The 12,444-nt window shown below is 60.3% G+C and carries 13 protein-coding genes; 5 read left to right on the forward strand and 8 right to left on the reverse strand.

What is annotated here, in order from left to right; all coding sequences use genetic code 11:
• Nucleotide 1: 1 nt before the first annotated feature.
• The 4 genes from B2M20_RS13330 to ettA all read right to left on the reverse strand — a co-directional run bounded on the left by B2M20_RS13330 (nucleotide 2) and on the right by ettA (nucleotide 5,654).
• Entirely contained in the window at nucleotides 2–589 is a 588-nt protein-coding gene (locus tag B2M20_RS13330; protein ID WP_079447520.1) for a TIGR00645 family protein, read from the reverse strand.
• A 118-nt stretch (nucleotides 590–707) separates the two neighbouring features.
• On the reverse strand, nucleotides 708–1,478 hold the full coding sequence (gene tam / locus B2M20_RS13335; protein ID WP_079447521.1) for a trans-aconitate 2-methyltransferase: 771 nt from the start codon (nucleotides 1,476–1,478) through the stop codon (nucleotides 708–710).
• A 43-nt stretch (nucleotides 1,479–1,521) separates the two neighbouring features.
• Nucleotides 1,522–3,564, reverse strand: coding sequence for an AI-2E family transporter (locus tag B2M20_RS13340; RefSeq protein ID WP_079447522.1), 2,043 nt, complete (start codon nucleotides 3,562–3,564; stop codon nucleotides 1,522–1,524).
• Between the two features lie 437 nt (nucleotides 3,565–4,001).
• Entirely contained in the window at nucleotides 4,002–5,654 is a 1,653-nt protein-coding gene (gene ettA, locus B2M20_RS13345; protein WP_079447523.1) for an energy-dependent translational throttle protein EttA, read from the reverse strand.
• A 405-nt stretch (nucleotides 5,655–6,059) separates the two neighbouring features.
• On the opposite strand from ettA, the gene B2M20_RS13350 reads away from it, so the two are divergent.
• Nucleotides 6,060–6,260: a hypothetical protein gene (locus tag B2M20_RS13350; RefSeq protein ID WP_079447524.1), complete on the forward strand. Its 201-nt coding sequence runs from the start codon at nucleotides 6,060–6,062 to the stop codon at nucleotides 6,258–6,260.
• Nucleotides 6,253–6,534 (forward strand): hypothetical protein, encoded by a 282-nt coding sequence (locus tag B2M20_RS13355; RefSeq protein WP_139372916.1) that lies wholly within the window; start codon nucleotides 6,253–6,255, stop codon nucleotides 6,532–6,534. Before B2M20_RS13350 ends, B2M20_RS13355 begins: the two co-directional genes overlap by 8 nt.
• Before the next feature lie 190 nt (nucleotides 6,535–6,724).
• Here the strand turns inward: B2M20_RS13355 and B2M20_RS13360 are convergent, their stop codons facing one another.
• Nucleotides 6,725–7,855, reverse strand: coding sequence for a L,D-transpeptidase (locus B2M20_RS13360; protein ID WP_079447526.1), 1,131 nt, complete (start codon nucleotides 7,853–7,855; stop codon nucleotides 6,725–6,727).
• A 326-nt stretch (nucleotides 7,856–8,181) separates the two neighbouring features.
• On the opposite strand from B2M20_RS13360, the gene B2M20_RS13365 reads away from it, so the two are divergent.
• Nucleotides 8,182–8,940, forward strand: a complete 759-nt coding sequence (locus B2M20_RS13365) for a hypothetical protein (protein ID WP_079447527.1) — start codon at nucleotides 8,182–8,184, stop codon at nucleotides 8,938–8,940.
• Between the two features lie 6 nt (nucleotides 8,941–8,946).
• Here the strand turns inward: B2M20_RS13365 and sseA are convergent, their stop codons facing one another.
• From sseA to B2M20_RS13380, 3 genes are all read right to left on the reverse strand, one after another.
• The gene (gene sseA / locus B2M20_RS13370) at nucleotides 8,947–9,813 is read right to left on the reverse strand and encodes a 3-mercaptopyruvate sulfurtransferase (RefSeq protein WP_244553515.1); all 867 of its coding nucleotides are present in this window, start codon (nucleotides 9,811–9,813) and stop codon (nucleotides 8,947–8,949) included.
• A 44-nt stretch (nucleotides 9,814–9,857) separates the two neighbouring features.
• Nucleotides 9,858–10,451 carry a GNAT family N-acetyltransferase gene (locus B2M20_RS13375; protein ID WP_079447528.1) on the reverse strand — a complete coding sequence of 198 codons (594 nt, stop codon included), beginning with the start codon at nucleotides 10,449–10,451 and terminating at the stop codon, nucleotides 9,858–9,860.
• Nucleotides 10,452–10,588: 137 nt separating this feature from the next.
• Complete coding sequence (locus B2M20_RS13380) at nucleotides 10,589–10,945, reverse strand: hypothetical protein (RefSeq protein WP_079447529.1); 357 nt, start codon at nucleotides 10,943–10,945, stop codon at nucleotides 10,589–10,591.
• A gap of 289 nt (nucleotides 10,946–11,234) precedes the next feature.
• Here B2M20_RS13380 and B2M20_RS13385 point away from each other — a divergent pair, with 289 nt between their 5' ends.
• Nucleotides 11,235–12,047, forward strand: coding sequence for a PAS-domain containing protein (locus B2M20_RS13385; RefSeq protein ID WP_079447530.1), 813 nt, complete (start codon nucleotides 11,235–11,237; stop codon nucleotides 12,045–12,047).
• Nucleotides 12,048–12,235: 188 nt separating this feature from the next.
• Nucleotides 12,236–12,436 carry a hypothetical protein gene (locus B2M20_RS20320; RefSeq protein ID WP_079447531.1) on the forward strand — a complete coding sequence of 67 codons (201 nt, stop codon included), beginning with the start codon at nucleotides 12,236–12,238 and terminating at the stop codon, nucleotides 12,434–12,436.
• Nucleotides 12,437–12,444: the final 8 nt, after the last annotated feature.

Raw genomic sequence — 12,444 nt, forward strand, 5'->3', positions numbered from 1 at the left:
GCTAATGCCTCGCCTCGCCGTTCGATACATTCCCCTCATTCGCGATACGATCCGCAAGCGCAATGCCGATTGCCGAAAAAATGAACACGACGTGGATGATAGTCTGCCACATCACGCCGGTTTGGGTATAGTTCACGGCGCGCTCGGTTCCAAGGTTTCCGGCCTCGATGAAGGTCCGCAAGAGATGGATCGACGAGATGCCGATGATCGCCATCGCGAGCTTGATCTTGAGAACGCTCGCGTTGACATGGCCGAGCCACTCCGGCTCGTCGGGATGGCCTTCGAGATTGAGCCGCGACACGAAGGTCTCGTAGCCGCCGACGATGACCATCACCAGAAGATTCGAGATCATCACCACGTCGATGAGGCCAAGCACCACCAGCATGATCTGCTGTTCGGAAAAGTCGAACGAGTGCCCGATGAGATGCCACAGTTCTTTCAGAAACAGGACGACATAAACCCCTTGGGCAATGATCAGGCCAATATAAAGCGGAAGCTGAAGCCAGCGCGAGGAAAAGATCAACATCGGCAGCGGGCGAAGGGCAGTGAAAGCAGCCTTCGGGGCCGGAGATTCAGGCATCGGGGACATTATGGGTCTCGTTGTGACGGGAGAGCGTTTTATTCGATTCCCTGTGACGGAATCGAGACGTCCGGCCGCGACAAAATGCAACGCGAGCACTCCGGCCTGACTTGCTCAAAACCACGACTTATCTGATCGCGACCACGAAAATGCGCGGGAATCGCAGCAGCACCTTGCCGTCCGCCTGCAGCGGATAAGCGGCAGCGATCCGCGCGGAATATTCACGCAGGAACTCCTTCCTTTCCATCGGCTCCAGCGGACCGAGGAACGGCCGTAATCCCGTACCCTTGACCCATTCGACGATTGCCGTGGTGTCTTCAAGGATATGATTATAAATCGTGTGCCAGATCTCGATGCGTTCGCACAACGGCTGCAATGCGTCGTAATAAGCTCCGGGCCGCGCCAGCAGGTCTTTCGCCCGCGCGGCGTCCGCAAGTCTTTCTCGCCAAGGTCCCGAATGAGCCACCTCGCGCATCATCACATGACTTGGCTCATCGAGATTGTCGGGCATTTGCAGAGCTAACACGGCGCCTGCCGGAAGTACGCTCAACAGTCGCTGCAACTGAGACAGATGATCCGGCACCCACTGGAAGATCGCATTGGCAAACAGTAGGTCGGTGTTCGCCGGCGGGACCCAATGCGCGACGTTGGCTTCTATAAATGTGTGGCCTGGCAGCCGGTTGCGCGCCTGCCGCAGCATGTCGGCGGATGTATCGATCCCGATGATCTCGGTCTGCGGCCAGCGCTCGACCAGCAATTCGGTAGAATTACCGGGACCGCAGCCGATATCGACGGCCTTACGCGGCGCGTTAAGGGGAACCTGAGCTAACAGATCGCGGGATGGCCGCGTTCGCTCATCCTCGAATTTCAGATATTGCTGGGCGCTCCAATCGTCCATCGCGTCTACAGGTCCTCCTTTCGACATCAACCAAGATCGGCGATCAACGCCGATCACGGAGGGAAGATGTGCGTAGCGGAGAGTCCCGGCGATCGGCACTCCCCTCGGTCTGCTTTGACGGGATCTGTGGTCCAGACTCCAGCGAGCATGCAGCATCCTTGTGTATAATATCGTGTGCGGCCGTTTGGTCGACCAGCGACAGACAATAAGCGGCGGCTTCCCCCAGATTGTCTGCGACCGCGTCGGCCTTGAGGTGGTCTTTCGTCATTCCGCTGTTGGTGCATCCCCAGCAACAAACGAGGATGCGCACCCGCGGCATCTTGCGGCGAAGCTTGCGCAGCAGATGACGCGTTTGCGCCGTGCCGCCGTCATCGAGCGTCGAGATGCACACGAGCATCACGCCCGAGGCGTCAAGCTGGAAGATCCCGCTCGGCGACGTCTCCTCTTTCCTGGCGGCTCGCGCCCCAAGACCGTGTTTCGACAAGATCTCAGCCAGAAACATCGCAGCCGCTTCGTCGAGATCGCTGCGCTGCGCGACGCAGAGCACCGGATGTTCGGCCTGCCATTCGGCCGGCAGTCCTTCGCGGATGATGAACGGCAGCTCCGGCATCGGTGTACCCGCCGCCACGTCCGCTGCATCAGTGGGGGCTCCGTTCTTCGGTTGACGGCCCTCCATCACGTCATCGAATTCCGAAGCCAGTCCGTCGATGACCTCGGCGACGCTATCCCTGATTGCGGCAAGGCGGTCTGGCGACAAGCGGTCGCGTTTAAGATCGGCCTGCGCCAGCATCAGGCCATTCAACGCGACGTTTTCATAATATTCGGCGAGCGAGCGCTCCTTCAAGAACTTCTCGGCCATCTCAACGGCCTCCGGCGGATCGTTGGCCAGCATGCGCTGATAGAATAGCTCCTGCGGCGACAGGGCCGGACGATCCCCCAGCAGAATGTCCAGAAACCTGAGTTGCTCGACATGGCGGCCAAGCACGACGAGGCAGATCGTCAGAGGGGTCGCGAGAACAAGTCCGATCGGTCCCCACAGCGCGGTCCAGAACGTCGCCGCGACCACGACGGCCACCGGCGACAATCCGCTGCTGTGTCCCACGAGCAAAGGCTCGACAGCCTGTCCGACCAGAAGCTCCGTCAGGAGAATGAGCGACCCGCTCCACAGCAACATCGACCAACCGGGATCGACCGCGATAGCCAGGGTCAGGGGAAAAAACGCCGCGATGAAAGGCCCGACATAGGGCACGAACCGCATGATCGCGGCCAGAATTCCCCAGAGGATGGCGCTGGGAACGCCGATCAACAGCAGTCCGGCGGCCACGATCACGCCGAATCCGGCGTTAAGCAGGACCTGCGTCAGGAAAAGACGGCTGAGGCGGCTGGCCGCGTCGTCGATCGCCGCGGTCGCGGACTGCAGATCATTCGATCCTGCGAGCTTGATGAAGCGGTTGCGTAGATCCTCTCGCTGGAACAGGATGAAGATCACGAATACGATTACGATGCCCACGGTTGCCAGCGGATGCAGCAACGGGCTGATGAGCGCCGATATATTCTCAAGGGCGGACTGCGGGGGCGAACGCACCTCGACCGGTATAGGCTCAACGTGATCGACCGCTTTGGACGACAGCGAACCCGCCGCTGACGGCACCGGCTGTGGTCCGCTGATTTCCTTGCCCAGACTCTGAAGAAGGTCCGCCGCGCGATCCAGCGGCCCTGTGGCCGTCAGCGCCCGCAGCGATTTGATCTTTTGCTGCATGGTTTGCTGGTACCGCGGCAGGCTCTCTGCGAGGCCTCTAACCTCTCTCACGATCAGGCCGCCGAGGGCGAAGATTGCGATAAAAGCAAGCAGCACCACCACGGGCACGCTGGCAGGGCGCGGGAAATGCCATCGCTCGAGAATGTCCACCAGCGGGGCGAGCACGAAGCTCAAGAGAACGGCCAGCACGATCGGAACGAAAATCTCGCGCCCCACATAGAGGCCGCAGATGACGAGCGCCGCGACGATGACCGCTGTGAGCGCCCGATCACCGAAGCCTCCCCTCGCCACCAGCGGCGCTACCCTCGCGTCCAGATCCAGACTCACCGCCGATGACCCCGATATTCCTGCCATCAATGATCGGCGGGCCGATTTGGTTCCATATTGACGCCTGGGGGATCGGTCCGATAGATCGTCCGTCCCTACCACTTACGCCGCTGGCGCATCGGGGCTATTTTGACGCCCTCCTCTAAAAACCCGGAGAGTCGGCGGTGTCTGGGGTTGAGGCTGCAGGTGGAAAGCAGACGGTCACACAGCTTCGCCTTCGGTCATGCCAGAAGCTCGTCGTCGTGGCGTAGCCGCCATATTGAACAGCGTGCTATTCAGAAGGCATCGACGAAATTGCTTTGGACACTTGGACAGCCAATATCGACGCGCAGAAATTCTTCAGCTCGCAAGGCTATGTCCCGTTCAACGTCATCCATCGCAAGAAGCTTGTCGGAGTGAGCTAAGGAGTCCAGGCCGCCAATGCGTTACCACTCTTCTCACCGCGTCAGCTTCTTATATTTCACGCGGTGCGGGATGATGCTGTCCTGACCGAGCCGCCGCATCTTGTCCTTCTCGTAGTCCTGGAAGTTGCCCTCGAACCATTCGACATGGCTGTCGCCTTCGAAGGCAAGGATATGCGTGGCGATGCGATCGAGAAACCAGCGGTCGTGGCTGATGATGACGGCGCAGCCAGCGAAATCCTCGAGCGCCTCTTCCAGCGCGCGCAGCGTATCGACGTCGAGATCGTTGGTCGGCTCGTCGAGTAGCAGCACGTTGGCGCCGGACTTCAGCATCTTGGCCAGATGCACGCGGTTACGCTCGCCGCCCGACAAACTGCCTACCTTCTTCTGCTGATCCGCGCCCTTGAAATTGAATGACGAGCAGTAGCCGCGCGAGTTCACCTCGCGCTTGCCGAGCAGGATCTGTTCGTTCCCTCCGGATATCTCCTCCCAGACGTTCTTCTTCGCGTCGAGGCTATCGCGCGACTGGTCGACGTAACCAAGATGCACGCTCTCGCCGATGGTGATGGTACCCTTGTCCGGCGTCTCCTGCTTGGTGATCATCCGGAACAGCGTGGTTTTGCCGGCGCCGTTGGCGCCGATCACGCCGACAATGCCTCCGGGCGGCAGCTTGAAGGTCAGATCGTCGATCAGTTCGCGGTCGCCAAACCCTTTGCTCAGGCCCTCGAAATCGACCACGTTCTGGCCGAGACGCTCGGCGACGGGAATGGTGATCTGCGCCGTCTGGCTCTGCTTCTCGCTGGCCTGCTTGAGCAGATCCTCGTAGCGCTGGTAGCGCGCCTTGGATTTCGCCTGCCGCGCCTTGGGCGAGGCGGCGATCCATTCCTGCTCGCGCGCCAGCGTCTTCTGATGCGCGGCGTCTTCGCGGCCTTCCTGTTCGAGGCGCTTCTGCTTCTGCTTCAGCCACGCCGAATAGTTACCCTCGTAGGGAATACCCTTGCCGCGATCGAGTTCGAGGATCCATCCCGTCACGTTGTCGAGGAAGTAGCGGTCGTGGGTGACGATCAGGATCGCGCCCGGATAATTGCGCAAATGACTTTCGAGCCACGACACCGACTCAGCATCGAGATGGTTGGTCGGTTCGTCCAGCAGCAAGAGGTCCGGCTGGTCAAGCAGCAGCTTGCATAGCGCGACGCGGCGGCGCTCGCCGCCGGAGAGTTTCGTCACGTCGGCATCATCGGGAGGGCAGCGCAGTGCGTCCATCGCCTGATCGACCTTGCTGTCGAGATCCCACAACCCCGCAGCCTCGATCTCATCCTGCAGCCTGGTCATCTCGTCGGCGGTTTCGTCGGAGTAGTTCATCGCCAGTTCGTTGTAGCGATCGAGGATCGCCTTCTGCTTGGCGACGCCCTCCATGACGTTTTCGCGCACGGTCTTGGCTGGATCGAGCTGCGGCTCCTGCTCAAGATAACCGACGCGGGCACCTTCCGCGACCCAGGCCTCGCCCGTGTAGTCCTTGTCGAGCCCCGCCATGATCTTCAGCAGCGTCGATTTACCCGAGCCGTTGACGCCGAGCACGCCGATCTTGGCGTCCGGATAGAACGACAGGTGGATGTTATCCAGCACCTTCCGGTTCGGCGGATAAGTTTTGGACAAGCCCTGCATGAAGTAGATGAACTGGCGCGCCATCGTGATCCCTGAAAGCGTGATTCCTAAAGGTGATTCCTGAAAGCGTCGCGGCGGTGTTCAGACGTTCTCTCCCGCCTTGCGGCGAAATCGTCAGGAACCTCTGAACCAGGCCACGCGCCGACCGAAGGTTGTACGCCTCTTTTGAATCCACGTCGCTGATAGGCCGCAGGGGCCGAACTTCGGGATTCAGGAGGCGCCGTTTTCTGGAAAGTTTACTGCCGCTGATGTAGCCGCGCGGTGGCGAAAGGGCAACCTTGCCTTAACCACGCAGAAAGGTTGACGGAAGGAATACTCCGTTTCGTCTCATTCGAACCGCCTTTTAATTAAATCCGTGAAGGATAGCGAGACCAGCGCCATCGTCGGCCTCCCAACAGGAAGCTTGCGACCCAACAAGGCAGTAACACCATGGCGACCAGCGTATCGGCGTCAGCGTCCAACCGGACCGAAAGACAGGATCATCCGCGCGGAGGACTTCACGGCATTCGCGCGTTATGGCGCGAATTCACCGCGATCGCGTTCAGCTCCTACCGGCCCGAACTGCATTACATGCGCGGACCCGGACCCGCGTGGCGTGCCAAGCACGGCGAGCGAGCGCCCAATGACTAGGCCGCGCATCCGCAGTTGGCATCACGCAACATCGCATATGACCGCGTCGATCGCCGAAGCGAAGACGAGGGAACGTTCGATCGCCGATCCCCGACCGAATACCTTCTCGCAGAAAGCCCTGCACCTCAATCATCCGCTCCGCAGGCGCGATCGCCACTTGAGGACGCCTCATCCCGGCTGCGAGATCACGCCGAACTACGGGCATTATTACATCGAGATGGTCGGGAATATCGCCGCGTGGCTCAAGGGCGCACGGGTACGCGCGCTGCGGTGAGTTAAGGTGAGTTAAAAGTGTTTCGAGCGAAGCATGTCCTCGGACTTGACCCGAGGATGGAATGGGTTCGCATGAAGAAAACACGTCAGATCAAAATCATAGAGTCACGCTTCTGACTCTGTCAGAAGCGGAAGGCTCTAAGAGAGCCGCGCAGCAAAACCGTTACGCAGGCGCGGCTTAAGCGCTGCGCCTATCGGATCGTAACCGGCGCCGGCAGCGGCGGCACCGAGGTTGGCTGGGTTCCGGGCAAGCTCGCTGTCTGCGGCGGCTGCGGAGTCGGCGCCGCGCTCGATCCCGGAGCCGGCTGGGTGGAAGCCGTCGTATCGGTGTGCGGTGGACCGCCGGGCAGCACGACAACCCGCGTACCGACCTTCACACGATCAAACAGATCCGACACATCCTCGTTGAGCATCCCGATGCAACCTGAAGAGACGAACTTGCCGATCGTCGAAGGCTGATTGGTGCCATGGATGCGAAATACTGTCGAACCGAGATACATGGCGCGCGCGCCCAACGGATTGCCCGGACCGCCTGCCATGAAGCGCGGCAGATAAGGCTGACGTTCGATCATTTCGGTCGGCGGATGCCAGTCCGGCCACTCAGCCTTGCGGCTGATCTTCTGCACGCCGGCCCAGGTGAAGCCGTCGCGGCCAACGCGCACGCCATAGCGGATCGCGCGATTATTACCGAGTATGTAGTACAGATGCGTATTTGACGTATCGACCACGATGGTGCCCGCCGGCTCTTTGGTGGCGAACGTGACTTCCTTGCGGCGCAGTCTCGGCGCCAGCTGTTTCTCACCGCCCTGATCAGCCTCCGGCTGCTCGTCCGGCGGCAGCGCCGACATTGGGGCCGGCCTACCGTCCGCACCCACCGGAGCCGGCGGCGTGAGGCCGTCAGTCGCTCCGCCGGTCGAAGCGACCGTTTCCGGCATACGCGTCGGAGCTTGATACTGTGGGGGGCCGGGCTGCCCGTAACGAGGATCCTCGGGCGACATCACCGGGCCTGGCGGAAGGTCGCGAGTCGAATAGACCGGCGTGGAACTGGAGCGACCGTAACGCGGATCATCCGGCGACATCACGGGGCCAGGCGGTGTCAACGCTGCGGAATTGTCGCGCTGCGCCGATTGGTCGTCAACCGGATCGAAACTGGGAACCGCATCGGCTCCTCTTTGACGGTCATCTTCGTCCGGATAAGCGGAGGGCGGCGTGGAATAGATCGGGCTCGGCGGGGGCGGGTATCCCTGCGCCGAGGCTAACGAGGTTCCCGCTGCGCCAGCTACGATCGCCGCAAAAACCGTCAGAATGCGTTTGATCATCATCGCCCTTGTATAAATCCAACAAGACACCGGATCGTTAACGGCCACATCGCGCAGGATAGCGGCGCATTCAAGACGATTCAGACAAAAGCCTCCCCGATTCGGTCATAATTCCAGATCGTGGCGAACCGTGTCCTCCAGGCCTCACTATTTCCTGCAAACTTTCGACGGGCGATTGTTGCGGTGGATTTTTGGAGCGCACGACCGCGTCCCTTGCGGTATTCTCGATAGGCCCTGATTCGTACAACCTGTCGATCAGGCGTGTGTTCAATTGCGTTCTGATGGCCCGATCACCGTCGTAGACGCGCGGGGAAGGCGCAACCACACCCATGCTACCCGGCTTTCGTTCCCTATTCGTTGCGGTCACGCTGGCGATCTCAATGCTGATCTTCGGCTTGGGGGCCGCAGCTTTGCTGCGAGCAACCCACGAAGAGTTCGCAAGTCTGCCTCTCAAGCCGATGCCCGAAGTCACGTTTGGATCAAAAGAAGCCGAACAGCCTACGTTGGCCGTGCTGCAGGTCGATACACCCGCCGCCAAACCTGCAACACCGGAATCAAACCAGGCCGACGCACAGCACACGGTGACGCCTTTATCGGATGCGCAGCCGGAATCCGGGGCCGATACGCCTCCTGCCACGGACGCACCTTCTGCTCCGGCCGATACTGACAAGCCGGCAGCTTCTCCATCACGATCGGAGCCCGTCCCCGCGATAGCGGACACGACACCTCCCGCCAATACCGCTGCGCCAGAACTATCGGAGCCAGCGCGAGGCAGCGAGACGGCAGACGAGGCAGACGAGGCCGTCAAACCCGCGGTCGCGAAAAGCGACGCATCCTCAACTGACGGAAAAACATCCGGTGTCACGGAAACGATGACATCGCCGTTCGGAGAGCATTCCAAGCCACCCCTGCCGGCAAGCCGTCCTGTACAGAAAACGCAGGTCGCCGATCCGGCGACGCCCACCACCAAACGATCGTCCACGAAACCACGGCGTGCTGCTAAGAAACATCACCATCGCAGTGCGATCCGGCAGTCAGATCGTTCATCGCAACCCATGCTTTTGGGGTCGCCGCTCGAATTGGAGTGAGCCTGTTCAGGCAGGTCCGGTAGCGATCGGCGGACCCTCACTCAATCCCCACTCCGACCATGACCCGTCGTAGAGCGCCGAGCCCCGCACCCCGAGTCGGTAGAGCGCAAGCGTCAGCACCGCGGCCGAAACCCCCGAGCCGCAGGTGGTGACGACGGGCTTTGCCAAATCCACCCCGACGCGAGTAAACGCGGCACGAATATCGTCCAGCGGCTTCATAGCGCCGGTCCCAGGATCGAACAGCTCGTTGTACGGCAGGTTGCGGCTGCCGGGAATGTGACCTGAACGCAGCCCGGCTCTCGGCTCCGCTACGGCGCCGGTGAAGCGACCAGCCGCGCGCGCATCGACAAGCTGCTCGCGACCCGACGACAGGTTGCTCATGAGCTGAGCTTGACCGCGCACATAAAGCGGATCGAAGGTCGCGTTGAAATGGCCCGGCTTCGGCGAAACTTTACCGGATTCGACCGGGCGGTTTTCCGCGCGCCATTTTTTCAGGCCGCCGTCAAGTACCCGGACATCGGCGTGACCGAACGACAGGAACATCCACCACACCCGCGGCGCGGCAACCCAGCCTCCAAAGTCATAAACAACGACTGTATCTTTCGAGGAAACCCCCAGCGCGCCGACATCACGCGCGAACTGCGCAGCATCCGGATACATATGCGGAAGTGGCGACGCACGATCCGATACGGCATCGACATCGAAGAACACCGCGCCGGGAATGTGCGTGGCGTGAAAATCATCGACAGCCAGCGGTAGCACGCCGGGCATCTTGAACGAGGCATCGATGACCTTGACGTCACCAAGATGCGCGGCCAGCCATTCGGTGGAGACAAGAGGATCGTCGAGAATGGAGATCATTGTAATGCTCATTATATTCCCGCGCCGCAGTCGCTCACTCGGCGGGACGGCCGGGACTATCGACGCTTTTCATTGAGTTCGTAGGTGAGATGCGCCTTCACCTTCGGCCACTCTCCGGGAAGGATGCTGTAGACGACGGTGTCCCGCACCGTCACGTTTGGCGACATCTGACGATCGCGCAGGGTACCCTCCTGTTTGGCGCCGAGCCGCTCGATGCCACGTCGGCTGACATGATTGAAAACGTGAGTACGGAATTCCACGGCGATGCAGTTCAGCTTTTCGAACGCGTGAGTGAGCAGCAGCAGCTTGCACTGGGTATTGACTGCGGTGCGCTGGACGCGCTTCGCATACCAGGTCGAGCCGATCTCGACGCGACAGCTCGCAGAGTCGACGTTCATGTAGGTCGTCATACCGGCGATTCGTCCCTCGGCATCCCGCACCGTAAAGGGCAGCATGGTTCCGGCTGCTTGCAGCGAGAGCCGCCGCTCGATCTCGGCCCCCATTTTCTCCGGCGCCGGAACGAAAGTGTACCAGATCTTCCAGATCTCGCCGTCTTTGACCGCGTCAACAAGGGCTTCGCGGTGATCTTGCGACAACGGCTCGAGCCGCGCATGAGGTCCTTCGAGCGTGACCGGCTGCAGCCAGGGCATGATGTACTCCGTTCCTTTACAGCCATTTGTGCGATCGAGACAAAATTTGCAAAAGCAATTTGCCTGACTTCACATCTTGACAACGGGTACCAGGACAGATGTCAGCGGCTGGAATGACGTCGGAGATAACGCCTGAACTACTTCCCTTCCTCCTTCGCCGGATGTTTTCCGTCCTCCTTCGTCGGGGACTGCGGCTGTTTCTTGCTCGCCGCCTGAAGTTCAGCCACCGCCTTCCGCAGTTCCGCAACTGTGCTCTCAAGCACCTGCATCTGTCGGTTGGCCGCATCGATTTTCTGCCTGCTATCGATGACATATCTGCTGAGGGTGGTTTGCAGAAAATTGATGTTGCTCTGCAAGCAACTCGTCCGCCTCTCCATCGTCTTTTCGACGGTGCAGATCTCAATACCGGGAACGTCCTGCGCCATGGAAGCGCAGAGGCCCAGCATATAAAGGGGCCCGATCATCAACATCAACGGAAGGCGTCGGTCGCTCATCGAAACTCTCATCCCACACAATGATTCCCTGAAGGCAGCTTTGCAGAACGCCGATCAAGGGGCGAGGATTATCACGCGACCTCAGACTGTGGCGGGCAAACCCACACGGCCCGAACAGCTACGGTTGCGCACCCGGCAGTTCCTTGGATTAGATCTCGGGCAGCGCAATTCATTTCAAATCGCGCGCCGCCGCGTTAGGCGCCATTAACGCTGGCGACGAAAACCGTGCGATTGTGCAACCAGTTGTTCGCGAACCGGATTTAGTCTCATTCGGTATCATGGAACGGTGATGCATATCGACTGGCGAATAGTGTTGGGTCCGGCTTTCGCGATTTTAATCGCAGGCGCGTCCATCTATGCCGATCGCAACGTTGCCGCCTTTGCGGACCTGTCAGCGCTATATATTTGTGTCGTCGCCCTCGCCGGATCGCTTGGTGGCACAGTTTCCGGTCTGATCAGCGCCGGAATAGCCGTTTTAGCCTCCGCAGGAATTCTTAGCGACTACAATGCCACGGTCGCTGACGGTTCCATCGTTTTACGTCTTGGATTGCTGACCCTGACCGCCGGCGGCACCGCCTTGATCACCGGATTGTTGCGGTTGCGGATGATGAATGCGCTCAGACGGGAGCGCGAGCGGCACGCGACAGCGGCACGGCTGTCCACCGCCCTCAACCAGACCGACATCGGGATCGTCATGCTCGACGCAGACACCCGTGCCGAATTCATCAACCGAGCGTTCCGGAATTACTTCTCGCTGCCTGACGAGAAGGCCGACAGCAAGCCGCCGTTTATCGCGCTGATGTATCATGGCCGCGATACCGGCGCGTACGAACTGCCGCAAGACGAGCTTAGCCATTTCATCGCCGAGCGCGTTGGGATGGTACGCGCGGGCGATCCGACCCCGATAAATATCAAACTCAGAAACGGCGAGGTGCTGCGCTTCATTTGCACGGCGCTTCCGGACGGCGGCCGAATGCTGAGTTATGCGCCGGTGACCGATCTCATTCGTCGCACCGACAATCCGGCGGATGCCGACTACTACCTCTCACTGCGCGGAAGAGACCGACGTCTCCCGATCCATCGCCTTCGCGCGGCGGAATAATCTCGCTTCTGAAAGGATTTCATCCGTATCGATCCGGAACTATGGTTGCGCATCGATCAACCCGGCCTAGAGTCTTTCACCGCTTAACGGAAGCGGTGAAAGACTCTAGTTTTTTTGATTGACGCGTTTTCTTCACGCGAACCGGATTCCACTTCGCTCGAAAACGCTATGAGAGCACACCCGCCGCCATGACACGCCAGACCCGACAGCAAGCCATTCGCCGCCTCGCCTGTTCCGGGTGCGGAACGAAATTCACTTGCGATCTATCTGGCAACTGCTGGTGCGCCGAGGAGGCCGGGCGAAAGCCAATGCCGACCGAAGGCGGCGATTGCCTGTGCCGCGATTGCCTGCGAAAGGCCGTGTCGAGGTCATCATCGCCGAAGGCGTGATCACGGTA

It is taken from the genome of Nitrobacter vulgaris (assembly GCF_002028545.1).
In the GTDB taxonomy this organism is placed as follows: domain Bacteria; phylum Pseudomonadota; class Alphaproteobacteria; order Rhizobiales; family Xanthobacteraceae; genus Nitrobacter; species Nitrobacter vulgaris.

What these genes read in the sequence shown, in the direction of transcription:
- B2M20_RS13330 (WP_079447520.1), bottom strand. Translation starts at nt 589, where the DNA reads ATGTCCCCGATGCCTGAATCTCCGGCCCCGAAGGCTGCTTTCACTGCC.
- tam (WP_079447521.1), bottom strand. Translation starts at nt 1,478, where the DNA reads ATGGACGATTGGAGCGCCCAGCAATATCTGAAATTCGAGGATGAGCGA.
- ettA (WP_079447523.1), bottom strand. Translation starts at nt 5,654, where the DNA reads ATGGCGCGCCAGTTCATCTACTTCATGCAGGGCTTGTCCAAAACTTAT.
- B2M20_RS13350 (WP_079447524.1), top strand. Translation starts at nt 6,060, where the DNA reads ATGGCGACCAGCGTATCGGCGTCAGCGTCCAACCGGACCGAAAGACAG.
- B2M20_RS13355 (WP_139372916.1), top strand. Translation starts at nt 6,253, where the DNA reads ATGACTAGGCCGCGCATCCGCAGTTGGCATCACGCAACATCGCATATG.
- B2M20_RS13360 (WP_079447526.1), bottom strand. Translation starts at nt 7,855, where the DNA reads ATGATGATCAAACGCATTCTGACGGTTTTTGCGGCGATCGTAGCTGGC.
- B2M20_RS13365 (WP_079447527.1), top strand. Translation starts at nt 8,182, where the DNA reads ATGCTACCCGGCTTTCGTTCCCTATTCGTTGCGGTCACGCTGGCGATC.
- sseA (WP_244553515.1), bottom strand. Translation starts at nt 9,813, where the DNA reads ATGAGCATTACAATGATCTCCATTCTCGACGATCCTCTTGTCTCCACC.
- B2M20_RS13375 (WP_079447528.1), bottom strand. Translation starts at nt 10,451, where the DNA reads ATGCCCTGGCTGCAGCCGGTCACGCTCGAAGGACCTCATGCGCGGCTC.
- B2M20_RS13380 (WP_079447529.1), bottom strand. Translation starts at nt 10,945, where the DNA reads ATGAGCGACCGACGCCTTCCGTTGATGTTGATGATCGGGCCCCTTTAT.
- B2M20_RS13385 (WP_079447530.1), top strand. Translation starts at nt 11,235, where the DNA reads ATGCATATCGACTGGCGAATAGTGTTGGGTCCGGCTTTCGCGATTTTA.
- B2M20_RS20320 (WP_079447531.1), top strand. Translation starts at nt 12,236, where the DNA reads ATGACACGCCAGACCCGACAGCAAGCCATTCGCCGCCTCGCCTGTTCC.